General features: G+C 65.3%; 21 protein-coding genes, 1 tRNA gene and 1 riboswitch. Of the genes, 13 read left to right on the forward strand and 9 right to left on the reverse strand.

The window, feature by feature from the left end; all coding sequences use genetic code 11:
* The first annotated feature begins 37 nt into the window (after window positions 1–37).
* The gene (locus tag OC450_RS20480; RefSeq protein ID WP_262048548.1) at window positions 38–508 is read left to right on the forward strand and encodes an SRPBCC domain-containing protein; all 471 of its coding nucleotides are present in this window, start codon (window positions 38–40) and stop codon (window positions 506–508) included.
* Here OC450_RS20480 and OC450_RS20485 read toward each other — a convergent pair.
* A complete protein-coding gene (locus OC450_RS20485; protein WP_262048549.1) occupies window positions 505–1,674 on the reverse strand; it encodes a DNA topoisomerase IB in 1,170 nt (389 codons plus the stop codon). The two genes, OC450_RS20480 and OC450_RS20485, sit on opposite strands and share 4 nt — an antisense overlap.
* Window positions 1,675–2,085: 411 nt before the next feature.
* On the opposite strand from OC450_RS20485, the gene acs reads away from it, so the two are divergent.
* Window positions 2,086–4,032, forward strand: coding sequence for an acetate--CoA ligase (gene acs / locus OC450_RS20490; RefSeq protein ID WP_211383717.1), 1,947 nt, complete (start codon window positions 2,086–2,088; stop codon window positions 4,030–4,032).
* A gap of 398 nt (window positions 4,033–4,430) precedes the next feature.
* Complete coding sequence (locus OC450_RS20495) at window positions 4,431–4,946, forward strand: L,D-transpeptidase (RefSeq protein WP_211383718.1); 516 nt, start codon at window positions 4,431–4,433, stop codon at window positions 4,944–4,946.
* 57 nt (window positions 4,947–5,003) lie between these two features.
* On the opposite strand, the gene OC450_RS20500 is transcribed toward OC450_RS20495, so the two are convergent.
* Together OC450_RS20500 and OC450_RS20505 are read right to left on the reverse strand one after the other, a co-directional pair.
* Complete coding sequence (locus OC450_RS20500) at window positions 5,004–5,588, reverse strand: thermonuclease family protein (protein ID WP_211383719.1); 585 nt, start codon at window positions 5,586–5,588, stop codon at window positions 5,004–5,006.
* Between the two features lie 55 nt (window positions 5,589–5,643).
* Window positions 5,644–5,853, reverse strand: coding sequence for a DUF1674 domain-containing protein (locus tag OC450_RS20505; protein ID WP_211383720.1), 210 nt, complete (start codon window positions 5,851–5,853; stop codon window positions 5,644–5,646).
* Between the two features lie 186 nt (window positions 5,854–6,039).
* Here OC450_RS20505 and OC450_RS20510 point away from each other — a divergent pair, with 186 nt between their 5' ends.
* The 3 genes from OC450_RS20510 (at window position 6,040) to purH (ending at window position 11,020) form a co-directional block, all read left to right on the forward strand.
* Window positions 6,040–7,386, forward strand: a complete 1,347-nt coding sequence (locus tag OC450_RS20510) for an RsmB/NOP family class I SAM-dependent RNA methyltransferase (RefSeq protein ID WP_256807450.1) — start codon at window positions 6,040–6,042, stop codon at window positions 7,384–7,386.
* Between the two features lie 156 nt (window positions 7,387–7,542).
* A complete protein-coding gene (locus tag OC450_RS20515) occupies window positions 7,543–9,261 on the forward strand; it encodes a heparinase II/III family protein (RefSeq protein ID WP_211384208.1) in 1,719 nt (572 codons plus the stop codon).
* A 59-nt stretch (window positions 9,262–9,320) separates the two neighbouring features.
* Window positions 9,321–9,402: riboswitch (ZMP/ZTP riboswitch) on the forward strand.
* Between the two features lie 25 nt (window positions 9,403–9,427).
* Window positions 9,428–11,020, forward strand: a complete 1,593-nt coding sequence (gene purH, locus OC450_RS20520; protein WP_211383722.1) for a bifunctional phosphoribosylaminoimidazolecarboxamide formyltransferase/IMP cyclohydrolase — start codon at window positions 9,428–9,430, stop codon at window positions 11,018–11,020.
* Window positions 11,021–11,073: 53 nt separating this feature from the next.
* Here purH and OC450_RS20525 read toward each other — a convergent pair whose 3' ends face one another.
* Window positions 11,074–12,459, reverse strand: a complete 1,386-nt coding sequence (locus OC450_RS20525) for an MFS transporter (protein WP_211384209.1) — start codon at window positions 12,457–12,459, stop codon at window positions 11,074–11,076.
* A 98-nt stretch (window positions 12,460–12,557) separates the two neighbouring features.
* Here OC450_RS20525 and ggt point away from each other — a divergent pair, with 98 nt between their 5' ends.
* Both ggt and OC450_RS20535 read left to right on the forward strand, forming a co-directional pair.
* Window positions 12,558–14,309, forward strand: coding sequence for a gamma-glutamyltransferase (gene ggt, locus OC450_RS20530; protein ID WP_262048550.1), 1,752 nt, complete (start codon window positions 12,558–12,560; stop codon window positions 14,307–14,309).
* Window positions 14,310–14,388: 79 nt separating this feature from the next.
* On the forward strand, window positions 14,389–15,783 hold the full coding sequence (locus OC450_RS20535; RefSeq protein ID WP_262048551.1) for a serine hydrolase domain-containing protein: 1,395 nt from the start codon (window positions 14,389–14,391) through the stop codon (window positions 15,781–15,783).
* Window positions 15,784–15,786: 3 nt separating this feature from the next.
* Here the strand turns inward: OC450_RS20535 and OC450_RS20540 are convergent, their stop codons facing one another.
* Window positions 15,787–16,452 carry a glutathione S-transferase family protein gene (locus OC450_RS20540; RefSeq protein ID WP_256807454.1) on the reverse strand — a complete coding sequence of 222 codons (666 nt, stop codon included), beginning with the start codon at window positions 16,450–16,452 and terminating at the stop codon, window positions 15,787–15,789.
* A 153-nt stretch (window positions 16,453–16,605) separates the two neighbouring features.
* Between OC450_RS20540 and OC450_RS20545 the strand changes: the two genes are divergently transcribed.
* The 4 genes from OC450_RS20545 (at window position 16,606) to panE (ending at window position 20,383) form a co-directional block, all read left to right on the forward strand.
* Complete coding sequence (locus OC450_RS20545) at window positions 16,606–17,202, forward strand: DUF2239 family protein (protein ID WP_211383726.1); 597 nt, start codon at window positions 16,606–16,608, stop codon at window positions 17,200–17,202.
* A gap of 86 nt (window positions 17,203–17,288) precedes the next feature.
* Window positions 17,289–18,638 (forward strand): MATE family efflux transporter, encoded by a 1,350-nt coding sequence (locus OC450_RS20550; RefSeq protein WP_262048552.1) that lies wholly within the window; start codon window positions 17,289–17,291, stop codon window positions 18,636–18,638.
* A gap of 95 nt (window positions 18,639–18,733) precedes the next feature.
* The gene (locus tag OC450_RS20555; protein ID WP_211383728.1) at window positions 18,734–19,342 is read left to right on the forward strand and encodes a 2-hydroxychromene-2-carboxylate isomerase; all 609 of its coding nucleotides are present in this window, start codon (window positions 18,734–18,736) and stop codon (window positions 19,340–19,342) included.
* Between the two features lie 117 nt (window positions 19,343–19,459).
* Entirely contained in the window at window positions 19,460–20,383 is a 924-nt protein-coding gene (gene panE / locus OC450_RS20560) for a 2-dehydropantoate 2-reductase (protein WP_211383729.1), read from the forward strand.
* A 21-nt stretch (window positions 20,384–20,404) separates the two neighbouring features.
* Here panE and OC450_RS20565 read toward each other — a convergent pair whose 3' ends face one another.
* The 4 genes from OC450_RS20565 to OC450_RS20580 all read right to left on the reverse strand — a co-directional run bounded on the left by OC450_RS20565 (window position 20,405) and on the right by OC450_RS20580 (window position 23,966).
* Window positions 20,405–20,986: a c-type cytochrome gene (locus tag OC450_RS20565; protein ID WP_256807458.1), complete on the reverse strand. Its 582-nt coding sequence runs from the start codon at window positions 20,984–20,986 to the stop codon at window positions 20,405–20,407.
* A 191-nt stretch (window positions 20,987–21,177) separates the two neighbouring features.
* Complete coding sequence (locus tag OC450_RS20570) at window positions 21,178–22,446, reverse strand: PQQ-dependent sugar dehydrogenase (RefSeq protein ID WP_211383731.1); 1,269 nt, start codon at window positions 22,444–22,446, stop codon at window positions 21,178–21,180.
* Between the two features lie 373 nt (window positions 22,447–22,819).
* On the reverse strand, window positions 22,820–23,815 hold the full coding sequence (locus OC450_RS20575; protein ID WP_262048553.1) for an NAD-dependent epimerase/dehydratase family protein: 996 nt from the start codon (window positions 23,813–23,815) through the stop codon (window positions 22,820–22,822).
* A 76-nt stretch (window positions 23,816–23,891) separates the two neighbouring features.
* A tRNA-Gly gene (locus OC450_RS20580) sits at window positions 23,892–23,966 on the reverse strand.
* A 273-nt stretch (window positions 23,967–24,239) separates the two neighbouring features.
* Between OC450_RS20580 and trxA the strand changes: the two genes are divergently transcribed.
* Window positions 24,240–25,163, forward strand: coding sequence for a thioredoxin (gene trxA, locus OC450_RS20585; protein ID WP_211383733.1), 924 nt, complete (start codon window positions 24,240–24,242; stop codon window positions 25,161–25,163).
* The last annotated feature ends 89 nt before the right edge of the window (window positions 25,164–25,252 follow it).

Raw genomic sequence — 25,252 nt, forward strand, 5'->3', positions numbered from 1 at the left:
CCGCCATGTGCCAGTGTCAGCCCAGGAATGATCGCCAATGACCGAGCCGTTCGTAGTGCGTCGCGAGACCCAGATCGCAGCCCCGCGCGCCACCGTCTTCGCGTATTTGACCGATCCCGAGAAGATTCTGAGCTGGATGGGCTCCGACGCCACCACGGAGCCGCATCCGGGCGGGCTGTATCTGCTCAAGGGCATCGGCCCGCGCGGCGGCGACGCCCGCGGCGCATTCCGCGAAGTCGTGCCCGTGCATCGTCTGGCCTACACGTTCGGCTGGGAGGGCGGCCAGGAAGTGCCGCCCGGCTCGAGCCTGATCGAGATCGACCTGATCGAACGCGACGGCGGCACGCTGCTGCGCATGACCCATAGCGGGCTGCCAACCGTGGAGCAGGCTGCCGCGCACGCAACGGGATGGGCGCATTATCTGGGACGGCTCACGACTGCAGCCGCAGGCGGCGATCCCGGTCCCGACAACGGCGTTTCCACCAAGGCGCAACGACGCCCAGGCTAAACCGCCGCGGTCGCCACCACCTGCTGCAAGAGCTGCTCGCGCCTGGCCTGCGAACGCTGGCCCTTCATGGTCGCGGCGAAGCGCTCGAGGATACCGTCCTCGAAGGCGGTGACGATGGTGTCGTGGACGTAGCTCTTGCGGCAGATCGCCGGCGTGTTGGAGAGCTGATCGGCCGCGGCGCGGATCGCCTCCAGCACCTGCTTCTTGCGGCCACGCTGGCTGGTCGCCGGCGTGATCCGCGACAGCGATTCCACGACGACGGCAGACGCCATCAGCGTGCGGAAATCCTTCAGCGAGATCTTGATGCCGGCGATCTCGCGCAGGAACGCGTTCACCTGCGTGGTGCTGACCGCGCGCACGATGCCGTAGGCATCGCGATACTGGAACATGCGCTTGCCGGGAACGCCGTTGAGGATGCCGATGGCGCGGACGAGCTTGGCCGCGTCGCATTCCTTGCGCACCGCCTTGCCGCCCTTGGCCTTGAACGTCAGCACGAAGCAATCGTCTTCCAGCGTGACGTTGGACTTGTGCAGCGTGGTGGCGCCGCGGGTGCCATTGAGGCGGGCATAGGACTCGTTGCCGGGACGGATCGCGGTGCGCGCGATCAATTCGATCACCGCCGAAAGCGCGAATTCACGCGTCGGCTCGTCGCCCGACAGGAACGCCGAGACCTTGCGCCGGATCTTTGGCAGTGCGCCGACGAGCTTTTCCAGCCGATGCGCCTTGCGGTGCTCGCGGACCTTCTCCCAATCGGCGTGATAGCGGTATTGCAGCCGGCCCGCGGCATCGCGTCCCACCGCCTGGAGATGCGAGCTCGGATCAGCCGAATAGCGCACCTCGCGATAGGCCGGCGGTACCGCCATGGCGTGCAGCCGGCGGATGGTGCGGGCATCGCGGATGTGGGCGCCGTTGGGCCGCACGAAGGAATAGCCCTTGCCGCGCCTGATGCGGCGGATGGTCAGCTCGTTCTGGTCGCCGAGCCGCAGGCCCAGCTCCTTGGCAAGGGCCTCGACCGTCGCCGCAGGCGCCGTATCGAACAGTTTTTTCGGGCTGGAACGGCCGGAACCGGCCCGTTTCGGCCATTGTCCGAGGGCCTTGGCCAGCGCGACGGCAGCAGGATCGGCCGAAGCGGGCCGCATCGTCCCGAGATTCTGCTGATCCATCATAGTCTTAAGCCTTGGCCCTGTCTGTTACCGTTCAATGCCGCTGTTCTGATTTTTGTTCCAAGGGGTCGCTTGGACGGTCTCTTGGGACCCGGGTTAGCCACTTAGGGTGTTCCGAACCGCATTGCGAGTCCCGAATCGGTGAGAAGCGGTTTCTAAATACCGCCTGCGATGCATGGGCGCCCTGCACAGGCCTATTCCCAAGATCTGGGTAAAGAGCCGAAGACCGCCTCCCAGCCTGTTTCAGATTTGCGACAGCCAGCCTTTGCACCTTGATCCTCCGCATGGCCGGCGGCTCGCCGAAGGTCCAGCTTGTGCACCTTGTCGGGCCCGGTTAGCCCGACGCATAATCGATCAACGATCAAGTCGGCTCGCCGGTGACCTGCGCTCGGCTTGCCGTATCTGGAGGGAAACATGTCCGAGAAGATCTACGACGTCCCCGCGGAATGGGCCAAGCGTGCCTGGGTCGACCAGGCCAAGTACAAGGACATGTACGCCCGCTCGATCTCGGACCCGAATGCGTTCTGGGCGGAGCAGGCCAAGCGCATCGACTGGATGCACGCGCCGACGAAGATCGAGAACGTCTCTTTCGCGCCCGGTAACATCTCGATCAAATGGTTCGAGGACGGCGTCCTCAACGTCGCCCACAATTGCATCGACCGGCATCTCCACAAGCGCGCCAACCAGACCGCGATCATCTGGGAAGGTGACGATCCCTCGCAGTCGAAGCACATCACCTACAAGGAGCTGCACGACGAGGTCTGCCGGATGGCGAACATCCTGCGCACCCGCAACGTCAAGAAGGGCGACCGCGTCACCATCTACCTGCCGATGATTCCGGAAGCGGCCTATGCGATGCTGGCCTGCGCGCGGATCGGCGCGATCCACTCCGTGGTGTTCGCCGGCTTCTCGCCCGACAGTCTCGCCCAACGCATCAACGACTGCCAATCCAGGGTGATCATCACCGCCGACGAAGGCCTGCGCGGCGGCAAGAAGGTGCCGCTCAAGGCCAATGTCGACGCGGCGCTCGCCAAGGCCGACGGCGTCGACTGGGTCGTCGTGGTCAAGCGCACCGGCGGCAAGATCGACATGAACCCGACGCGCGACCTCTGGTATCACGAGGCGGCGGCGATGGTGACGACGGAATGCCCGGTCGAGCACATGCATGCCGAGGATCCGCTCTTCATCCTCTACACCTCCGGCTCGACCGGCCAGCCCAAGGGCGTGTTGCACACCTCCGCCGGCTATCTCGTGTTCGCCGCGATGACGCATCAATACGTCTTCGACTATCACGACGGCGACATCTACTGGTGCACCGCCGACGTCGGCTGGGTCACCGGCCACAGCTACATTCTCTACGGGCCGCTCGCCAACGGCGCGACCACGCTGATGTTCGAGGGCGTGCCGAATTATCCGGATAATTCGAGGTTCTGGAACGTCATCGACAAGCACAAGGTCAACATCTTCTACACCGCGCCAACCGCGATCCGCGCGCTGATGCAGAGCGGCGACGAGCCGGTGAAGAAGACTTCGCGCGCTTCGCTCCGCCTGCTCGGCTCGGTCGGCGAGCCGATCAACCCGGAAGCCTGGGAATGGTATCACCGCGTCGTCGGTGACGACCGCTGCCCGATCGTCGACACCTGGTGGCAGACCGAGACCGGCGGCATCCTGATCACGCCGCTGCCGGGCGCGACCAGATTGAAGCCGGGCTCGGCGACGCAGCCGTTCTTCGGCGTGGTGCCCGAGATCGTCGATGCCGACGGCAAGGTGCTGGACGGCGAGACCACGGGCAATCTCTGCCTGACGCGGTCATGGCCCGGCCAGATGCGCACGGTCTATGGCGATCACGCCCGCTTCGAGCAGACCTATTTCTCGACCTACAAGGGCAAATATTTCACCGGTGACGGCTGCCGGCGCGACGCCGACGGCTATTACTGGATCACCGGCCGCGTCGACGACGTCATCAACGTCTCCGGCCACCGCATGGGTACGGCCGAGGTCGAGAGCGCGCTGGTGGCGCACGAGAAAGTGTCGGAGGCCGCGGTGGTCGGGTTCCCACACGACATCAAGGGCCAGGGCATCTACGCCTATGTCACCCTGATGGCCGGCATCGAGCCGAGTGAGGAGCTACGCAAGGAGCTCGTCACCTGGGTGCGCAAGGAGATCGGCCCGATCGCTTCTCCCGACCAGATCCAGTTCGCGCCCGGTCTGCCAAAGACCCGCTCCGGCAAGATCATGCGCCGCATCCTGCGCAAGATCGCCGAGGACGAACCGGGCAGCCTCGGCGACACCTCGACGCTCGCCGATCCCGCCGTGGTCGATGATCTCGTCAAGAACCGGCAGAACAAGAAGTCGGCGTAGCAGGACTCTCGTGCCCCGGACGCAGCGCAGCGCTCCTTGAGCGGTGCGCTGCACCTGCCTTGCGCGTCGAAGACTCGCGTAAACGCGCCTACGGCGCTGCCCCGCGTCCGGGACACGAAATCGCATCCCCGCCAAAGCCCCCGAGACAACGGCCGTTCACATCCTCACGCATTCGTCAGAGCGCTCTGCGGCACGCCTGCATCTTTCCGGCCGAGTGTTGTTTTCTTGTCATTTACTTTATTTCGAACATTTCCTTTGTTCCCTCTGCTGGCTGGCCCTTGGCGGCCGTGCGTGGAAACCATCCGGTTAACAGGCGCGGTTAAGAATGTCGGGGCGCGGCGCCAATTGCCGGGTTTTGCGTAATTTTGGACGGTCCGTTCGGGGCAAGGGGAAAATCGATGTCAATGAGGATTGCTGTGGCGGTCGCCGCCACCGTTTCGGCTGGGGTCTTGATGTCGACGGCGGCGCAGGCGCGGCCGGAAATGGTGGGGGCGCACCTGGCCGATTATTCGCCGGGCACCATCGTGGTCAAAACCAACGAGCGTCGGCTCTATCTGATCCTCGATAACGGCCACGCCGTGCGCTATCCGGTTGGTGTCGGCAAGTCCGGCAAGCAATGGGCCGGCACCACCCGCATCGACGGCAAGTACCGCAATCCGGCCTGGTCGCCGCCCGCCGAGGTGAAGCGCGACAAGCCGACCATCCCCGACGTCATTCCGGGCGGCTCGCCGCGCAATCCGATGGGTGTTGCGGCGATGACGCTGGCCGGCGGCGAATACGCGATTCACGGCACCAACGTGCCGGGCTCGATCGGCGGCTTCGTCTCCTATGGCTGCATCCGCATGCTCAACGACGACATCACCGATCTCTATGGCCGCGTCTCCGTCGGCACCACGGTGGTCGTGACGCGCTGATCTTTGGAATCAACAAGCCGAGACACCAGAGCCGCGTCTTTCGACGCGGCTTTTTCGTTACCAGAAGCGCCAGCTGCGCGCGCACCAGCCATCGCGGTGGCCGCCATTGTAGCTCCGCGCGTAACCGCCGGCGAGCATCGCCGCAGATACGTCGGCCGTACGCTTCGTTGCGACGTTAGCGAGGATGCGCCCATATTTGTCGGGGCCGAGGTTGGTGATCGTGACATCGCCCTGGCGGAGCAGATCGCGCAGCGCAGCGCTCGCCGCTTCGGCCTTGTCGAGTTCTTCCCGGCATGAGGCCTTCATTTCCGGCGCATCGATGCCGCGCAGGCGAACGCGCGCGGCAAGAACGCGTCCATCGCGCTGGCGCACGCGGGCAAGGAAGGTATCGCCGTCGATCGTGCGAATGACATCAACCGGCTGACGAATTTTCGGATCGGCCTGCAGAATGATTTCGGCATCCCGCGATTGACCATCGGTCGCATGCGGGAAGGGCCAGTTCATCCCGTGCCGGAACGCGAACACCACGGCCACCACGATTCCGACCACGAACATCCACGGCAACAGCCCTGAGAACCGGCGGCCAAACGGCGAGCCGCTATACGAAGGCCGATAGGGATGGCTGGGGTCGAAACGCGACATCCGCGCACGCTAGGGCTGAGTCGGGCAGTCCGGCAAGACAGCTCAACAGCAAGCTTCAGAAATCCGAGGCGATGCCTTTGCGCTCCCAATCGCCGTAGCGGGTCGGTTCGGGTCCCTTCGGTCCCTGCAATTCCTTCGGCGCCGACTTGGCGCCGTCCCTGGCATGCGCAGCCGCGGCCTGCCGGCGCGCCTCGGCTTCGGCCAGCGCGCGCTGGGCGGCCGGCGTGAGCTGCTTGCGATCGGGAACGGAGGGCTGGTCACTCATCGTGTGGATTCCTAGCGCAGGATCGGAACGCGCGCGACGTCCAATAAAGAATTGCTGAAATGGTCGTGACGGGATGTAAACGCCAGAGACCATTCTTACATTTGGCATATTCGCGTGCCAGAGATCGATTTGTCTAGGCATGCGCCCCTTCGGCGGAACTGCCGCTCGCTAAGAACCTTAAGCCGCATGCCATCTCAACGTTTCGCCCCTCCGTCCGAAGTGCCTGGTCTTGCGGCGCGGCGGATCGCCGCCGATATCGTCGACAGCGTGCTGCACAAGCACCGCACGCTCGATGAGCAGCTCGACGGCGCTGGCGCCCATCCCGGATTGAAGACGCTCGCCGATCGCGACCGTGCGCTGATGCGCCGCCTGGTTGCGACTGTGCTGCGCCGGCTCGGCACGCTCGGCCATGTGCTGTCCCGCCTGCTCGACAAGGGCATTCCCTCCGACGCGCCGCGGGCGCAGAGCGCACTGCTGATCGGAGCCGCGCAGATCCTCTGGATGGACGTCCCCGATCACGCCGCCGTCGATCTCTCCGTTCGCCTCGTGCAATCCGACCGGCGCGCCGCGCGCTATGCTGGCCTCGTCAATGCCGTGCTGCGCCGCTGCGCGCGCGAGGGCCAGGCGCTGGTCGAAGAAGTCGCCGCGCAATCGCTGGACCTGCCGCCATGGCTGCTTGCGCGCTGGAGCGCGCATTATGGCGAGGCGACCGCAAGGGACATGGCGCTGGCGCTCGGCCACGAGCCGTCGCTCGATCTCACCGTGAAATCGGACCCCGCGCAATGGGCGAGCCGCCTGCACGGCGAGACACTGCCGACCGGGACGGTGCGGATGCTGCTGCATGGGTCGGTGACCATGCTGCCCGGCTTTGCCGAAGGACAATGGTGGGTGCAGGACGCCGCCGCCGCGCTGCCGGCCCGGCTGTTCGGCGACATCAAGGGCAAGTCCATTGCCGATCTCTGCGCCGCCCCCGGCGGCAAGGCCGCGCAACTGGCGCAGGCCGGCGCGCATGTCACGGCGATCGACCGCTCGCCCGCCCGGGTGGCGCGGCTGCGCGAGAATCTGGCGCGTTTGTCGCTCCAGGCCGAGACCGTCGTCGCCGACGCCGCGGAATGGGCCGGCCCTGCCGAAGGTTTTGATGGTATCCTGATCGACGCGCCCTGCACCTCGACCGGCACGATCCGCCGTCATCCCGACGTGGCCTGGCTACGGCAGGAGTCCGACATCGCCGCCCTGACCACGCTGCAGCAGCGGCTGCTGAAGAAATCCGTCTCGCTGCTCAAGCCGGGCGGGACGCTGGTCTACTGCACCTGTTCGCTGGAACCCGAAGAGGGCGAGCAGGCGATCGCCGCGCTGCTGGCCGCGGAGCCCGCGCTTCGCCGGGTCCCGGTCGAGGCTTCCGAGGTGTCGGGGCTGAACGAGATCGTCACCGCCGAGGGCGATTTGCGTACCCTGCCCAGCCATCTGCCGAACGCCGATCCCAAGCTCGGCGGGCTCGACGGATTTTTCGCGGCCCGGCTCGTTAAATCCTGATTTTGCACCGGATTTTCCCGCCCCGTCGCTGATTCGCGCCGTTCAAGGTGGTGTCAGCCGTCCGATTTTGGGATTAATAAGGATTCGTCGGAATCCTCTCCCCCTTCAAGGCAAGGCGTGTCGGTCGCTCAACGCAGACGTATCTCGACGCTGGTGATGAACCGCTTCGCGCGGAACATGCTCGCGCGCGCGAGCGGCGGTTCCGTTGCGCTGTCGCGGGTCTGGCCCGGCCGCACCGACCGACTGATCATAGCGCCGCATGATCTTCGCACCGCGGATGCGACCCGCGCCGCCGAGATCTATGCCGGCCGCTTCGTCTTCGCCGGCAAGATCGTCAATTGTCACGGCCGCTCGATCTTCGATCTCGAGCCGCCGTCGGAGGATTGGGAGGTTGCGCTGCTCGGCTTCGGCTGGCTGCGCCATCTGCGTGCCGCCGACACCGCGCTGACGCGCGCCAATGCGCGCGCGCTGGTCGAGGACTGGATCGCCAACCCCGCCAACAAGCGTCGTGCCGTCGCCCGGCGCGCCGACGTGCTGGCGCGACGCGTGATCTCGCTGCTGTCGCAGGCGCCGCTGGTGCTCAACGACACCGACAACAAATTCTACCGCCGTTACTTGCGCGCCCTCGCGCGCGAGATCCGCTTCCTGCGCTACACCATGGTCAACATCCCGGACGGGGTGCCGAAGCTCCAGGTGCTGATCGCGTTGTGCTACGCGGCGCTGTGCCTTGCCAACCAGGCGCGCCAGATCCGCAGCGCCTCGAAAAAGCTGTCGGACGAATTGCAGCGACAGATCCTGCCGGACGGCGGCCACATCTCCCGCAACCCGGGCGCGCTGATCGAGCTCCTGATCGACCTGCTGCCGCTGCGGCAGACCTTTGCCGCGCGCAACATCGCGCCGCCGCCGGCGCTGCTCAACGCGATCGACCGCATGATGCCGATGCTGCGCTTCTTCCGGCACGGCGACGGCAATTTCGCGCTATTCAACGGCATGAGCGCGACGCCATCGGACCTGCTCGCCACGCTGCTCGCCTATGACGACACCCACGGCGCGCCGATGGCTAACATGCCGCATACCGGCTTCCAGCGCCTCGACGCCGGCCAGACCACCGTGATCATCGACACCGGCCCGCCGCCGCCGGCCGGTGTCAGCCACGACGCCCATGCCGGCTGCCTGTCGTTCGAACTCTCATCCGGCATCAGCCGCATCGTCACCAATTGCGGCATGCCGACCACCGGCCGCGACAATTGGCGGCCGTTCGCGCGCGGCACCCCGGCGCATTCGACGCTGACCTATCACGACACCTCGTCATGCCAGTTCGTGGAGATGTCGGCGATGAAGCGGCTGTTGCACGGCGCGCCCGTCACCAGCGGCCCCGTCGAGGTCGAGAGCTATCGCGAAATCGTGCAGAACGGCACGCTGCTCACGACCTCGCATGACGGCTACTTGGCCAAGTTCGGCGCGATCCATCGCCGCGCACTGATGATCGCCAATGACGGCGCGCGCATCGACGGAGAGGACACGCTGTCGCCGCCGCAAGGCGGGCGCTTCAAGGGTGCCGACGCCGATTTCGCAGTGCGCTTCCATTTGCATCCGGCGGTGAAGGCGAGCCGGCTGTCCGATGCCCGCGGCGTCATGCTGGTGCTGCCGAACCGCGACGTCTGGACCTTCGAGGCCTTGGACGACAAGGTCGACCTCGAGGACAGCGTGTTCCTGGCCGGCAATGACGGGCCCCGCCGCACCGCGCAGATCGTGATCCGCCAGGATGCGCGCCAGGCGCCCTCGATCCGCTGGAGCTTCGTGCGCTCCACCGCCTCGCCCGCAGTCACCAATGCCCGCAGGAATGCGCGTCGGGAGCCGGAACTTCCGCTGTAAACGCGCACGATTCGGCCCCATCTCGTCGTTGTGAAAGCGGGCGAAAACTGCTATCGAGCCCTCGCTCGCGCGACTGGCGACCTTGGATGGAGCACCATCGGGAAGCGCGGGACATAGAAGCCGCGCGCCTGGGCATAGACACTCCTTAAGACAGAGGATCTTGCTCATGACTGACCACCCCCGCCGCGTCACCCGCGCTCTTCTCTCCGTCTCCGACAAAACCGGCCTGATCGAGTTCGCCAAGGCGCTTGCCGCCCATGGCGTCGAACTGGTTTCGACCGGCGGCACCGCCAAGGCAATCGCCGCCGCCGGGCTGAAGGTGAAAGACGTCTCGGAGCTGACCGGCTTCCCCGAGATGATGGACGGCCGGGTCAAGACGCTGCATCCGAAGGTGCATGGCGGCCTGCTCGCGATCCGCGACAACAAGGACCACACGGAGGCGATGAAGGCGCACGGCATCGCGCCGATCGATCTCCTCGTCGTCAACCTCTATCCGTTCGAGGCGACCGTCGACAAGGGCGCCGGCTTCGAGGATTGCATCGAGAACATCGACATCGGCGGTCCCGCGATGATCCGCGCCGCCGCGAAGAACCATGACGACGTCGCCGTCGTGGTCGAGGCGCAGGACTATCAGGCCGTGCTCGACGAGCTCGCCGCCAACGACGGCGCGACCACGCTGAAGCTGCGCCGGCGCCTTGCCGCAAAGGCCTATGCGCGCACCGGCGCCTACGATGCCGCGATCTCGAACTGGTTCAACCGCCAGCTCGAGATCGACGCGCCCGACTTCCGCGCTTTCGGCGGCAGGCTGATCCAGTCGCTGCGCTATGGCGAGAACCCGCACCAGACTGCCGCGTTCTATGCGACACCCGACAAGCGCCCAGGCGTTTCGACCGCGCGGCAGTTGCAGGGCAAGGAGCTCTCCTACAACAACATCAACGACACCGATGCGGCCTATGAATGCATCGGCGAGTTCGACGCCAAGCGCACCGCGGCCTGCGTCATCGTCAAGCACGCCAACCCCTGCGGCGTCGCCGAGGGATCCGACCTCGTCAGCGCCTATCGCAAGGCGCTAGCCTGCGATTCCACCTCCGCCTTCGGCGGCATCATCGCGATGAATCGCGCGCTCGACGCCGACACCGCGCGCGAGATCACGAAGATCTTCACCGAGGTGATCATCGCGCCCGACGCCAGCGAGGAGGCGATCGCCATCATCGGCGCGCGCAAGAATCTGCGCCTGCTGCTCGCCGGCAGCCTGCCCGACCCGCGCGCCCCCGGCCTCACCGCCAAGACCGTGGCGGGCGGTCTGCTCGTGCAGAGCCGCGACAACGCCGTCGTCGACGACATGACCTTCAAGGTCGTGACCAAGCGCGCCCCTGATGATGCCGAGATGCGCGATCTCAAGTTCGCGTTCCGTGTCGCAAAACACGTCAAGTCCAACACCATCATCTACGCCAAGGATCTCGCCACCGTCGGCATCGGCGCGGGCCAGATGAGCCGGGTGGATTCAGCGCGCATCGCAGCGCGTAAGGCCCAGGATGCGGCGGCCGAGCTGAAGCTCGCCGAGCCGCTCACCAGGGGCTCGGTGGTGGCGTCGGACGCGTTCTTCCCGTTCGCCGACGGCATGCTCGCCTGCATCGAGGCCGGCGCCACCGCCGTGGTGCAGCCCGGCGGCTCCATGCGCGACGACGAGGTGATAAAGGCCGCCGACGAGCACGGCATCGCCATGGTGTTCACGGGAACGCGGCACTTCAGGCACTGATTGATCAGCGGTAGCCCGGATTCGCTTCGCGAAATCCGGGCTACGAAGCGCGGCTACTCTCGCACCCGCATCAACAGCCCCAGCCCCGCGACGAAGAACACGACCAGCACGGCCATGCCGGCCTTCTGGCTCGCCGTCACCGCGGTGATCATGCCGACCAGCAACGGACCGATGAAGGACGTGACTTTTCCCGTCAACGCGAACAGACCGAAATACTGCGCGATGCGGTCCTTCGGCGCCAGACGAATGAGAAGCGTGCGTGAAGCCGCCTGGAGCGGACCGCCGGCCGCGCCGATCAGGCAGCCCAGCACGAGATAGGCGCGCTCTGCGGCGCTCGAGAACAGAGGCGCGCCCGGCTGGGGGGCTGCGACCTTGACGAACAGCACGCTGTCCTTGTCGACCAGAAGGATCGCCGCCACCGCGAGCAGGAGGAGCAGCAGGCTGCCGGCAATGACGCGCTTCGGGCCCAGGGAATCGTCAAGCTTGCCGCCAAGCCATGCGCCGAACGTGCCCGCGATTGCGAGCATGATGCCGAAGGTGCCGATCTGGATCGTGTGCCAGCCGAACGTGCCCGCGGCATAGATGCCGCCAAAGGCAAACAGCGACACCAGGCCGTCGGTGTAGATCATGTTGGCGAGCAGAAATGCCGCAAGCGATTGCTGCTTCGGCAGGCTTCTGATCGATTGCTTCAGCTCCGACAGACCCTCGTGCAGCGCCTCGCGCACCGGGCGCTTCGCCGGATAGTCCGGCGTGAAAAGAAACATCGGGGTCACGAAGATGATGAACCAGAGCCCGGTCAACGGTCCGGCAGCGCGGTCGCCCTGATGGCTGGCGGGATCGAGTCCGAACAGCGGCGTGAGGCCGAGCAGCGTGCGGCCGGTTTCGGGATTGGCGGCGAGCAGGCCGAGCACGATGATCAGGCTGACGATACCGCCGATATATCCGGTCGCCCAGCCGGTGCCGGAGAGCCGGCCGATCCGCTCCGGCGGCACCAGGGTCGGCATCATCGCGTTATTGAAAACGGTGGCGAATTCGGCGCCGACGCTGGCGAGCGCGACAGCGGTGAGCAGCGGCGGAATGATCGAGGGATCGCCGGGCCTGCCGATCCATAGCATGCAGGACGCGAGCACCAGCACCGCACCGAATCCCGCGATCCACGGCTTCCTGCGGCCAGAGGCATCGGCGATGGCGCCCAGCACCGGCGACATCAGCGCGATCGCAAGGCCCGCGGCGGCCATCGCAAAGCCCCACAGCGATTGGCCGGTCGCCGGATTGGGCGCAATGCTGGTGGCGAAATACGGCGCGAACACGAAGGTCGTGATCAGCGTGAAATAAGGCTGCGCGGCCCAGTCGAAGAAGATCCAGCTGACGACGGCGGCGCGCGGCGGATAGGTCCGCTCGGTGCCAGCCACGCGCGTGTCCGAGGCGATCGTCGTCACCATTGATGTCCCATCACAAACAGTTTTGCCCCTCTTGGCGCAAACGGTATAGCATTATGGCGACGCGTGTGAATTGCCGGGGCCACGACGGAAGTTTGATGATGTCGTCATTTTCGACACGGCGGACATTTCTCGCCTTCATTGCCACTCTGGCGTTCGCTGTTCCGGCCGCGACCGCGCAGGATGCGCGGCGGGCCTATGTGCCGCCCGCACTCGATACAGTGCACGCCGTTCCCGCCGAGCACGGCATGGTGGTGGCGCAGGAGAATATCTCTGCGCAGGTCGGCGCCGATATCCTGCGGCGTGGCGGCAATGCGGTCGATGCCGCGGTCGCCACCGGCTTCGCCATGGCAGTGACCTATCCGCGCGCCGGCAATATCGGCGGCGGCGGCTTCATGGTGATCCATTCCGCCGAGCGCAACGAGGACATCGCGATCGACTATCGCGAGACCGCGCCGGCTGCGACCACGCCGCAGATCTTCCTCGGCGCTGACGGCAAGCCCGACGCTGCCAAATCGCGAGATTCCCCGCTCGGCGTCGGCGTGCCCGGAACCGTCGCAGGTCTTGCGCTGGCTCTTGAAAAATATGGCTCGGGCCAGTTCACGCTGGCGCAATTGCTCGAGCCCGCGATCGCGCTTGCCCGCGATGGCTTCGTCGTCAGCGACGACATCGCCGACACTTTGCCGGGCTGGCACCGGCGACTGGCACGCTGGCCTTCTTCGGCCAAGATATTCTCGCGGCCTGATGGTACGCCGCTCGGCGAAGGCGACCGGCTGGTGCAGACCGATCTTGCCGAAACGCTGTCGGTCATCGCCACACAGGGCCCGCGCGGCTTTTATGACGGCGCGGTCGCGGACAAGCTTGTCAGGGCCATCTCCGACGCCGGCGGCATCATGACGTCGGCCGATCTGAAGACCTATCAGCCGGTGATCCGCGCGCCGGTGCGCGGCACTTATCGGGGCTATGACATCGTGTCGATGCCGTTGCCATCGTCCGGCGGCGTGGTGCTGGTGGAGACGCTCAACATCCTCGAAGGTTTCCAGCTCGCCGATTTGAAGCAGGGCTCGCCGGCCTCGCTGCATCTGCTGATCGAGGCCATGAAGCGCGCCTATGCGGACCGCGCGCGCTATCTCGGCGATCCTGCCTTCGTCAACGCTCCGATCGAGACGCTCACCGCCAAGGACTACGCCGCCAAGCTGCGGGCAACCATCTCCGCCGATCGCGCCACGCCGTCGAAGGAGCTCGTTTCCGCCGCCGCCGCGCCGCGCGAGGGCAGCAATACCACGCATTTTTCCATCGTCGACAGCCGCGGCAACGCCGTCAGCAACACCTATACGCTGAACTTCAGCTACGGCGTTGGTCTCGTCGCCGAGGGCACCGGCGTGCTGCTCAACAACGAGCTCGACGATTTCACTGCGGCGGTCGGCGCTTCCAATGCCTACGGCCTCGTCGGTTACGAGGCCAATTTGCCCGGGCCCGGCAAGCGGCCGCTCTCGTCGATGTCGCCGACGATCGTGCTGAAGGACGGCAAGCCGGTGCTAGTGACGGGCTCGCCCGGCGGCAGCCGCATCATCTCGACCGTGCTCCAGGTGATCGTCAACGTGCTCGATTACAAGATGGACGTCGCGGCCGCCGTGGCCGCGCCACGGCTGCATCACCAATGGCTGCCCGACGAGGTGCGAGTCGAGCGCGGCTTTCCCGACCCTGTCCTGTTCGAGCTAAAGGCGATGGGTCATCTCGTGGTCGAGCCGATGGGGCAGACATCGGCCAATTCGATCGCGGTGACGCCGAACGGTCCGCTCGGCGCGCCCGATCCGCGCACCCGCGGCGCGGAGGCGGCGGGACAATAGCACCTGAGCCGGGCGCCGGGCTTTTGAGACAGGCTGCGGCGTGATATCGACGCAGCCTCCGATTTCATGACGAGCTTCCATGAAACGCTTCTTTCGTATCTCAGCCGCGCTCGTTGCGCTGGCGCTGCTGACAGCCGTCGCGCTCAACTTCATCTACCGGCCGGGCGACGCGATCCGGGTCGCGACCGGCTTCGTCGCGCACAACGTTTGCAGCAAGACCTTCGTCTCCAGCCTCGACCCGCAGGCCGTGTTCGCGGAGACGACCGAGCGCGACGGCATACGCCGCCTGCGCCCGCTGATGCGGCTTGATCTCGATCGCGCAGCGAAGACGGCCGACGTCACCGTGCTCGGAGGCTTTCGCAGCCACGCGATCTTTCGCGACGGCTTTGGTTGCGTGCTGCAGCATGGGACGACCATGCCCTATCTGCCGAAGATAGACCTCGTCGCGGCGAAGACGCCGAAGGCACCACCGCTGCTGCCCGACATCGCCGACGATGCCATGGTCGAGCCCGGCGATCCCGCGCTCAAGGCCGCGCTCGACCATGCCTTCGAGGAGCCGGCGACGCCACCGTTCCGGCGCACCAAGGCCGTGGTCGTGGTGCGCGACGGCCGGGTGATCGCCGAGCGCTATGCCGCGGGCATCGGCGTCGAAACCCAGCTGCTCGGCTTCTCCATGACGAAGTCCGTCATCAACGCGCTTATCGGCATCATGACACAGCGGGGCCAGACCAGCCCGTCGATACCGGCGCCCGTGCCGGAATGGCGCAGCGCCTCCGATCCCCGCCGCGAGATCGAGGTCGAGCATCTCATGCGGATGACGACGGGTCTCGCGCTGGACGAGACCAACAGCGGCTTCGATCCATCGAGCCAGATGATTTATCTGCACGACGACATGGCGGGGTTCGCGGTACAGGCTGCGCTGATCGCGCCGGTCGGCCGTCGCTGGCACTATTCGAGCGGCACCACGCAGATTCTCGCGCGCATCGTCCGCGACGGCACCGGAGGCGTCGAGCGGAGCCTCGCCTTCGCCTGGCGCGAATTGTTCAATCCGCTCGGCATGCGCCACGTGACGCTGGAGCTCGACGGTACCGGCACGATCCAGGGCACCACCTACATGCTGGCGAGCGCACGGGACTGGGCCCGCTTCGGCCTGCTCTATCTCGACGATGGCGTGATCGCTGGCAGGCGCATCCTGCCCGAGGAATGGGTAGATTTTTGCGCGGCGGCCACGCTCGACGCCGACTATGGCGCCGGCTTCTGGACCAACCGCAGCGAACACGAACATGCGAAGGGCCGGGTCCGCGCCGGCATTCCGCGCGATGCGTTCTTCGCCTCCGGCGATCTCGGCCAGCGCGTCATCATCATCCCCTCGCAGCGCATGGTGGTCGTGCGACTTGGCGATTCCGTCGATCCCAGCGGGGACATCCGCGGCGTGGCACGGCTGATCAAGGAAGTGATCGAGGCCGTGCGATAGGCCTTACCGCCCCACCTGGTACGGCCCGCCCTTTTCCAGCGCTCTGGCGTAGGCCGGCCGCGCATGGATGCGCTCAAGGAACGCCATCGCCTTGGGATGGCCGAGCTCGAGCCCGCCCCGCGCCTGGGCAGCTTCGAGCGGAAAGCTCATCTGGATATCGGCGGCGGTGAACTCGTTGCCGGCGAACCACTCGGTCTTTCCGAGCTCGCCTTCCCAATAATCCATGTGCTGCTTCAGCTGCGGATTGACCATCGCGGTGAGCGCCTGGTTCGAGACCTTGCGCACCAGCGGACGAAGCAGCGCCGGCGCGCGCTTCGGCATCAGCGTGAACAGTAGCTTGAGCAGCAGCGGCTGCATCGCCGAGCCCTCCGCATAATGCAGCCAGTAGGTGAAGCGCAGCCGCTCCGGCGTGTTCGGCGGCGGGATCAGCCGGCCGTTGCCGTAAGTGGCGATGAGATATTCGATGATCGCGCCTGATTCGGCGATGGTGTTGCCGTTGTCGGTGATGACGGGCGACTTGCCGAGCGGGTGGATGGCGCGCAGCTCCTTCGGTGCGCGCATGTCGGGCTGGCGCTGATAGCGCACGATCTCATAGGGCACACCCAACTCTTCGAGCAGCCACAGCACGCGCTGCGAGCGGGAATTGTTGAGGTGGTGAACGGTCAGCATCGCGCGGTCCTTGGGGCTGGGCGTGGTCGGTCGGCCGCGCCGTTCGTGCCAGCCCGGGACCGCAATGTCGAGCCATCCGGTCGGATATTTTAACCCGGGTATATTGACGTTGATAATTTATCCGGGTATTAAATGGGCCAAAGGTCGACAAGTATGGCAATGATTTCGATGCAAAGGACTTTCACCGCCTTCCAGGGCCCGCGCCGCCTGGCGTCCGGGCCGGCAGGCGAAGTCGCGCTGGTGGTCAAGCGGATGGCACCGCGGCCGGACGAGCCCATCATCATCTTCGAGGACGGCACGGGCCGATCGATCGACTTCGATCTGCGCGGCGGGGATCGCGAGGTGCTGGCGCGGCTGGCAAAGCTCGTCCCGCCTCCGGTGGAGGAGACCGCAGCACCGAGCGAACCGCGCGGGCGCGGCCGGCCGAAGCTCGGCGTGGTCGCGCGCGAGGTGACGCTGTTGCCGCGGCACTGGGAGTGGCTCAGCGCACAACCGGGCGGCGCCTCAGTCGCACTGCGAAAACTCGTCGACGAAGCGCGCCGCGCAAGCGGCGACAAGGACCGCGAGCGGCAGGCGCGCGATGCGGCCTATCACTTCATGTCGACCATGGCCGGCAACCTGCCGCAGTTCGAGGAGGCGTCGCGGGCGCTGTTCGCGGACGACCGGCGGCGTTTCACCGGACTGATCGCGGACTGGCCCACTGACATCCGCGACCACATCGTCAAGCTCGCCTACAGCGACTGCGCCTAGGCGCACCGCTCTTTCTCTACCCCATCGACGGCCGAGCCGCGCCTTGTGCGGCAACGGCTTCGCTCGCCCTGTTGAAAGGCCAATCCATGTCCGCCGCCACGCCGCTCTGGAAAACATTCTTCCGCTTCCTCGCACCGCTGATGCTGAGCAACGCGCTGCAATCGCTGTTCGGGACGATCAGCAACGTCTATCTCGGCCAGATGATCGGCGTCGACGCGCTGGCGGCGGTCTCGGTGTTCTTCCCCGTCATGTTCTTCCTGTTCGCCTTCGTCATGGGGCTGAGCACCGGCGCCACGGTCCTCATCGGCCAGGCCTTTGGCGCGGGCGAGCGCGGCAGGATCAAGGTCGTCGTGGGCACGACGCTCGCGATCGGCCTGCTGCTCTCGATATCCGTCGCGCTCGTCGGCGGCCTGTTCAGCCGGCAATTGATGACGGCGCTCGCCACGCCCGCGGACATTCTCGACCAGGCCAGCGCCTATGCCCGCGTCATGCTGCTCACGATGCCGCTCGGCTTCGTCTTCCTGCTGATGACGGCAATGATCCGTGGCGTCGGCGATGCGCTCACGCCGCTGCTGGCGCTGGCGTTGTCGACCGCAATCGGCCTGATCCTGACGCCGATGCTGATCCGCGGTTCGTTCGGGCTGCCGGTGACCGGCATCACCAGCCCGGCATGGGCAGCCGCGATTGCCAACGCGCTGACGCTGATCGCGCTGGCGATCCATCTGCTGCGGAAGAAACATGCGCTAGCCCCGGACGCGGCAATGCTGCGTCATCTGCGGCTCGATCGCGCCATGCTCGGAAAGATCCTCGGCGTCGGGCTGCCGAGCGCCATCGGCATGGTGGTGATGGCGATCGCCGAGCTGGTGCTGCTCGGCCTCGTCAACGGCTTCGGCTCGAACGCCACCGCCGCCTACGGCGCCGTCAACCAGGTGATGGGCTACACGCAGTTCACGGCGATGTCGATTTCGATCGCAGTCTCGATCCTCGGCGCGCAGGCGGTCGGCGGCGGCGACAGGGCGCGGCTCGACGGTATCGTGCGCACCGGCCTCGGGTTCAACATCGTCCTGACCGGCGGCCTGGTGACGCTGATCTATCTCGCGCCGCGCGCCGTGCTCGGCATCTTCATCACCGACGATGCCGTGCTCGAACTGGCGAAAGGCCTGCTCCGCATCGCGCTGTGGAGCTCGGTGCCGTTCGGCCTCGCGACGGTGTTTTCAGGCGCGATGCGCGCGGCCGGCGTGGCGCTGACCCCGATGCTGCTCGCGATCTTCGCCATCGTGGCGATCGAGCTGCCAGCCGCGGTGATTCTCAGCCGCACCATCGGCCTTCAGGGTGTGTGGGCCGCCTATCCGATCGTGTTCTGCGCCATGTTCCTTTTGCAGATGGGCTATTACCTTCTGGTGTGGCGCAAGCGGACGATCCGGCGTCTGATCTGACGGGATCATCAAGGTATTATGACCATCATTAAACGGTGGACCTGTGGCGCGCGCTGCGCCACAATGGATCAAAAGCGTCGTCAGGGAGAACGATTTTGACCCGCACAGCCCCGCAGTTCCTGTTCGATTTCGGCAGCCCGAACGCCTATCTCAGCCATCTGGCGATCCCGGCGATCGAGCAGCGCATCGGAGTCAAATTCGAGTACGTTCCGATCCTGCTCGGCGGCATCTTCAAATCGACCAACAACAAGTCACCGGCCGAGACGCTCGCCGGCGTCAAGAACAAGCGCGAATTCCAGGCGGTCGAGACCGAGCGGTTCATCAAGCGCTTCAAGGTCCAGCCCTACGTCTTCAATCCCAACTTCCCCGTCAACACGCTGAACCTGATGCGCGCCGCGATCGCGGCACAGCTTGAGGGCGTGTTCGAAAAATACGTCGAGGCCGCCTTCCACCACATGTGGCGCGAGCCGAAGAAGATGGACGATCCGGACGTCGCGGCGAAGGCGCTGGCGTCCTCCGGTCTCGATGCCCAAAAGCTGTTCGCCCGCGCCCAGGAGCCCGAGGTCAAGGGCAGGCTGATCAAGAACACCGAGGAGGCGGTCGCGCGCGGCGCGTTCGGCTCGCCGACCTTCTTCGTCGGCAACGAGATGTTCTTCGGCAAGGAGCAGTTGCGCGAGGTCGAGGAGATGGTGTCGGGGAAATAGCCACTCATTCTCCAGCGACAGAATGTGACCGCGGCAGCATTCTGGATTGCTTCGCTTCGCTCGCAATGACGACTATGATAGACCGCCAATAGCAATAGCAATAACAAGGACAATCCCATGCGCATCCTCGTGGTCGGCGCCGGCGCCATCGGCGGCTATTTTGGTGGCAGGCTGTTGCAGGCCGGCCGCGACGTAACCTTCCTGGTCCGGCCGCGCCGCGCCGCCGAACTTGCGAGCGCCGGCCTCGTCATCAAGAGCCCGAACGGCGACGTGACCTTGAAAAATCCGCCGACCGTTCAGGCCGACAAGCTCAGGGACAAGTTCGACATCGTGCTGCTCAGCTGCAAGGCGTTCGACCTCGATGACGCCATCAATTCGTTCGCTGCGGCGGTCGGGCCTGATACAGCGATCATTCCGATGCTCAACGGCATGAAGCATCTCGAGATCCTCGACCGGAAATTCGGCGTCGAGCGCGTGCTCGGCGGTCTGTGCGCCATCGCCGCGACGCTGAACGAGAAGCGCGAGGTGGTGCAGCTGCAGCCGATGCAATCGATCAATTACGGCGAGCGCGACGGCAAGCTGTCGGATCGGGTCAAGGCGATCGACGAGGCGTTCAAGAGCGGCATCAATGGCGCCACCGCCAGCCAGAACATCATGCAGGACATGTGGGAAAAGTGGGTGTTCCTGTCCTCGCTCGCAGCGTCCACAAGCCTGATGCGCACCTCGGTCGGCAACATTCTCGCTGCCCCCGGCGGCAGGGATTTTCTGCTCGGCATGCTGGACGAGACCAGCGCAATCGCCACCGCGTCGGGCTACACGCCGGGAGGGCCGTTCTTCGAGCGCGTGAAGGGCAATCTCACCACCGAGGGCTCGCCGATGACGGCCTCGATGTTCCGCGACATCAAGGCTGGCCTGCCGGTCGAAGCCGATCACGTCATCGGCGACCTGATCGCGCGCGCCGATGCCGCCAAGGTGCCGGTGCCGAAGCTGCGCATCGCCTATACGCATTTGAAGGCGTATGAGAAGCAGCGGGCGGGGTAGGTCGTAACCCCGCACTCCGCATTATTTGAAGTACGCGAGATAGTGCGAGACGGCGGTGATTTCCTCGTCGCTCATGTGATAGGCGACGTCGGCCATCGCAGCGCCGCCGCCGCCGACGCGTTGACTGCTCTTGTAATCATGCAGTGCCTTGACGAGGTATTCCTCGCGCTGGCCCGCGAGCCGCGCGACGGCCTTGGTGCCGGCGAAGCTATCCGTATGACATGAGGCGCAGCGGCGGCCGACGGCCACTTGCGCGCCCTTTTTCGACAGGTCCGGATCCTTGTCCTCCGCCGCTGTCGGCGGCGCCATCGCCGCGAAATAGGCGCCGAGATTGCGGACGTCCTCGTTGGTGATTTGCTCGGCGATCGGCTGCATCTGCTCGTTCTTGCGCGAGCCGGCGCGGAAGAACACGAGCTGCCACTGGATGAATTGATCCGGCTGGCCGGCGAGCGAGGGAATGTTCTCGGTCTGCGAGATGCCGTTCTCGCCATGGCAGCCGGCGCAGACCGCGGCCTTCTCCTTGATCGCGGCGTTGTCCGCGGCGTGAGAAGCCGGCGTGAGCAGAAGCGCCGCCGACAGCAGTCCGAACCGAACAATCCGCATCGATGATTTCTCCCGACTGTCGTTGCCGGGCGCAGGCCCGGCAATCCATCCCATATTCAAGGAGTTTTCTTGTTTGATGGATGCCCGGATCAAGTCCGGGCATGACGAACGTGTTCCACTACAAGCCTGCCGCACGGCGTGAAAAAGGCTGCGGCGCCAGTCGGCCACCGCAGCCTCTTTCTTACGTCGCCCTACTTCTTGCTGTAGCTGATGCGGTAGATCGCGCCGGCCCAGTCGTCGGCGACGAGGATCGAGCCGTCCTTGGCAAGGATGATGTCGTCAGGACGGCCGAGATAGCCCTGGTCGCCCTCGATCCAGCCGGAGGCGAACACCTCCTGCTTGGCGTTCTTGCCGTCGGGCCCGACGATCACGCGCATGATGCGACCGCCCTGGTACTTGTGGCGATTCCAGGAGCCGTGCTCGGCGATCAGGATGTTGTTCTTGTACTCGGCGGGGAATTGGTCGCCGGTATAGAACTTCATGCCGAGCGGAGCGACATGTGCGCCGAGGTTCAGCACGGGCGGCGTGAACTCGGAGCATTTGTGACCCATCGCGAACTTCGGATCGGGCAGGTCACCCTGGTGGCAATAGGGATAGCCGAAATGCTCACCCAACTTCGAGATCATGTTCAGCTTGTCGCTGGGCAGATCATCGCTGACCCAATCGCGCGCGTTCTCGGTGAACCAGTACTTGCCGGTGCGCGGATCGACGTCGCCGCCGACCGAGTTGCGGACGCCGAGCGCGTAGATTTCCGCATTGCCGGTCTTGGGATCGACGCGGCGGATCTGCGACACGCTGGTCGGGGGGACGCCGATGTTGAAGGGCGGTCCGAACGGAATGTAGAACCAGCCTTCCTTGTCGACCGCGATGTACTTCCAGCCATGCGCGGCATAGGACGGCATGTCGTCATAGACGACCTTGCCGTCGCCGAGCTTGTCCAGATTGGCTTCCGCGTTGTCGTAACGGATCAGCTTGTCGACGGCGATCACGTAGAGCGCACCGTCCTTGAAGGCGAGACCGGTGGGCATGTTCAGGCCCTTGAGGATGGTCTTGACCTCTTTCTTCCCGTTGTTGTCCTTGATGGCGTAGACGTTGCCGAGGCCGAACGAGCCGACGAACAGCGTGCCCTTGTCACCCCAGGCCATCTGCCGCGCCGCCAGCACGCCGGAGGCGTAGACCTCCATCTTGAAGCCTGCCGGCAGCTTCACCTTCTTGACGATGTTGGCGAGCTCGGCGTCGGACGCGCCGGTGGGCGGGCCCGAGGGCGGCGCGAGGCCCTTCTGCGCCTCGGTCTCGTCGCCGAGGAACCAGTCATCCGGCGGATGGGTCCAGAATTCCTTGGTGCCGGATTCGTACTTCTTCAGCGGTTTGCTTTTGTCCTGGGCATTGACGGTGCTGGTTCCCGCAAGAAGGGCAACCGCTGCAAGCGCCAACACGGATCGATGGATCATCGATTTCATCGCGTCACTCCCCTAAGGCAGCCGTCAGGGCTGCACATTATTTTGTTATGGCTAGTCGAGAGGCGAAGTATGGGTCTGCCCGACAGGCAGACGCAAAAAGGTTAGCACATCTGCGAGCGCTGAGAAGCGCGCCCCGTGCACTGCGGTTGCGCTCAATAAAAGTTGAGACGGATTTGCTTCAGGCGCGAGGCAGCCGACGGCAAAATGCTCTCGCTGCAACGCGGAATCGAAATGGCCCGTGGCTCATTTGCGGGCAGCCGGGGCCGGCTCGCACAAAAAATGCGAAAACAACCCCATGCACAGTAGAACGGCTCGGGCCGAGTTGCGCGCGGTGACGGCGGCCAGTCGTTTGATGCGTCGGGCAAAGCGGCAATCAAGGCGCTTGCGTGGCGACGGGGTAGGGCCCGCTCGCGAACACCGTCTCATGATAGCCTTTCGACCCGACCTCGCGCGCCAGTGCGCTGCGAAAGTCGGTCCGCTCACGCAGGCTGTTCAGAACATGCGCGAAGTCGAATTCGGGCCGCCAGCCCAATTCGCGCCGCGCCCGCGCGTTGACATAGACGCGGTCGATCTCGGGGAATAGCCGCCAGCCACGCGCCGCATAGAGCTGCACACACTCCGGATAGAGCCCGCGCACGACACCGGCCGCGTCGCGCGCAACCGCGGCAAGATGGCGCGGCTCGAACGGGCTGGTGGCGGAGATGATGTAACGCGCAAAGCCGAGCTGCGGCGCGCGATCGACCGCAAGCAGATGGGCGCTCACCGCGTCCGCAATATCCAGCCGGCGATAGAGCAGCTCGTTGGCCTGCGCGTTGTCCAGCGGGTAAGCCGTCCGCATCGCCGGATCGTCGTCCTCCTCCGGAAAGAAGCGCGAAGTCCTCAACACCACGACGGGCAGCCCGCGTTCGCGAAAGAACAGCTCGCACAAATTCTCCGCCATCAGCTTGGTCGTGCCGTAGATGTTCTTCGGGATCGGCGGCAAATCCTCGGTGACCCACACCGCGGCCTGTCCGGCTTCCGGCCGGAGCCGCGAGCCGAACGCGCTGGTGGTGCTGGTGAAGACAAGACTGCGCACGCCGGCCGCCGTGGCCGCCTCGAGCAGATTGAGCGTGCCGGTGACGTTGGTGTCGACAAAATGCTGCTTGGTGTGGGTCGCCACATGCGGCTTGTGCAGCGTCGCGGTGTGGATCACGGCCGTGACGCCCTCCATCTGGCGCCGCACGAAGTCGGGATCGACGATCGAGCCAACGGCATCGGTGAAGGGCGATGGCTTCAGATCGACCCCGCGCGCGGGGGAACCGCGCCCGCGCAGCGTGCGGAGAAGGGCCTCCCCGAGATGGCCTGCGCTACCGGTGACCAGAATTGTCATGTGGGATCCAACACAGCTGCCAGCAGCGTGAAAAACCACGATTCCGTCCAGATCGGCTGGATGCTCTGGCAAAAATTGGAGCGGGCGAAGGGGCTCGAACCCTCGACCCCGACCTTGGCAAGGTCGTGCTCTACCACTGAGCTACACCCGCATCCTGTGTCGGTCGCATGACTGCGCCGGCAACGGCTGTCGTATGCCAAAAGCGGAGGGCGAATGCAACAGCTACCGGCGGCATAGATTCGCATCTTCCGGCCCATATGAGGGCCCGAACCCGGCCGAATCGATCAAAAAAGCCTGGGAACCGCCGAATCGGCTGCGATGGATTGAAATTCGGCCGCCCCGGCCCAATTTTAGGGCCGACAGCGAAGCATATGAATTGGCGACGTGCTAAAGACCCGCCATTCCAGACAGACGAGGGGATCCCGTGACGATCATCGACCAGGGTAACGGAGCGGCGGGCCCGGCTGCGACCGATCTGATCAAGGACACCACCACCCAGACCTTCGTGAAAGACGTCATCGAGGAATCGAAGCGCCAGCCGGTGCTGATCGATTTCTGGGCGGAGTGGTGCGGCCCCTGCAAGCAGCTCACCCCCGTGCTTGAAAAGGCGGTCAAGGCGGCCAAGGGCAAGGTCAAGCTGGTCAAGATGAATATCGACCAGCATCCGGCGATCCCGGGCCAGATGGGCATCCAGTCGATTCCGGCGGTGATCGCCTTCGTCAACGGCCAGCCGGCCGATGGCTTCATGGGCGCTGTGCCGGAGAGCCAGCTCAACGCCTTCATCGACAAGCTCACCAAGGGCGTGACCGCGCCGGGCGAGCCGAACGTCGCCGAAATCCTGCAAGAGGCCGAGGCTGTGCTCGCCGAGGGCGATGCCGCCGCGGCCGCCCAGATCTACGCTGAAGTGCTGCAGCATGAATCGACCAATGTCGCGGCCCTTGCCGGGCTTGCGAAGTGCTACGCCGTCTCCGGCGCGATGGAGCAGGCCAAGCAGACGCTGGCCATGGTGCCGGAATCCAAGCGCAACGACCCCGCGGTGAAAGCGGTGCAGACCGCGATTGATCTCGCCGAGCAGGCGGAGCAGCTCGGGCCCGTCGCCGAGCTGGAACAGAAAGTCGCCGCAGACCCGCTCGATCATCAGGCACGATTCGACCTCGCCACCGCTCTCAACGCGCAAGGCAACCGCGCAGCCGCCACCGAGCAGCTGCTCGAGATCGTCAGGCGCGACCGCAAATGGAACGACGACGGCGCCCGCAAGCAGCTCGTGCAGTTCTTCGAGGCCTGGGGCGGCATGGATGATGCAACCGTCGACGGACGCAAGCGCTTGTCGACGATCCTGTTTTCGTAGGGCGGGGTTATTGCTGGAGCATGATCTTGTCGGAAAACCGCTGCACAGTTTGCGCCAACGCGGTCCTTCGAATCCGGATCATGCTCTAG

Source organism: Bradyrhizobium sp. Bra78 (genome assembly GCF_024519855.1).
Classification (GTDB): domain Bacteria; phylum Pseudomonadota; class Alphaproteobacteria; order Rhizobiales; family Xanthobacteraceae; genus Bradyrhizobium; species Bradyrhizobium japonicum_G.

Bases quoted from the DNA above. Each gene is read 5' to 3' on its own strand.
- OC450_RS20480 (WP_262048548.1), top strand. From the start codon at position 38: ATGACCGAGCCGTTCGTAGTGCGTCGCGAGACCCAGATCGCAGCCCCG.
- OC450_RS20485 (WP_262048549.1), bottom strand. From the start codon at position 1,674: ATGATGGATCAGCAGAATCTCGGGACGATGCGGCCCGCTTCGGCCGAT.
- acs (WP_211383717.1), top strand. From the start codon at position 2,086: ATGTCCGAGAAGATCTACGACGTCCCCGCGGAATGGGCCAAGCGTGCC.
- OC450_RS20495 (WP_211383718.1), top strand. From the start codon at position 4,431: ATGTCAATGAGGATTGCTGTGGCGGTCGCCGCCACCGTTTCGGCTGGG.
- OC450_RS20500 (WP_211383719.1), bottom strand. From the start codon at position 5,588: ATGTCGCGTTTCGACCCCAGCCATCCCTATCGGCCTTCGTATAGCGGC.
- OC450_RS20505 (WP_211383720.1), bottom strand. From the start codon at position 5,853: ATGAGTGACCAGCCCTCCGTTCCCGATCGCAAGCAGCTCACGCCGGCC.
- OC450_RS20510 (WP_256807450.1), top strand. From the start codon at position 6,040: ATGCCATCTCAACGTTTCGCCCCTCCGTCCGAAGTGCCTGGTCTTGCG.
- OC450_RS20515 (WP_211384208.1), top strand. From the start codon at position 7,543: ATGAACCGCTTCGCGCGGAACATGCTCGCGCGCGCGAGCGGCGGTTCC.
- purH (WP_211383722.1), top strand. From the start codon at position 9,428: ATGACTGACCACCCCCGCCGCGTCACCCGCGCTCTTCTCTCCGTCTCC.
- ggt (WP_262048550.1), top strand. From the start codon at position 12,558: ATGATGTCGTCATTTTCGACACGGCGGACATTTCTCGCCTTCATTGCC.
- OC450_RS20535 (WP_262048551.1), top strand. From the start codon at position 14,389: ATGAAACGCTTCTTTCGTATCTCAGCCGCGCTCGTTGCGCTGGCGCTG.
- OC450_RS20540 (WP_256807454.1), bottom strand. From the start codon at position 16,452: ATGCTGACCGTTCACCACCTCAACAATTCCCGCTCGCAGCGCGTGCTG.
- OC450_RS20545 (WP_211383726.1), top strand. From the start codon at position 16,606: ATGGCAATGATTTCGATGCAAAGGACTTTCACCGCCTTCCAGGGCCCG.
- OC450_RS20550 (WP_262048552.1), top strand. From the start codon at position 17,289: ATGTCCGCCGCCACGCCGCTCTGGAAAACATTCTTCCGCTTCCTCGCA.
- panE (WP_211383729.1), top strand. From the start codon at position 19,460: ATGCGCATCCTCGTGGTCGGCGCCGGCGCCATCGGCGGCTATTTTGGT.
- OC450_RS20565 (WP_256807458.1), bottom strand. From the start codon at position 20,986: ATGCGGATTGTTCGGTTCGGACTGCTGTCGGCGGCGCTTCTGCTCACG.
- OC450_RS20570 (WP_211383731.1), bottom strand. From the start codon at position 22,446: ATGAAATCGATGATCCATCGATCCGTGTTGGCGCTTGCAGCGGTTGCC.
- OC450_RS20575 (WP_262048553.1), bottom strand. From the start codon at position 23,815: ATGACAATTCTGGTCACCGGTAGCGCAGGCCATCTCGGGGAGGCCCTT.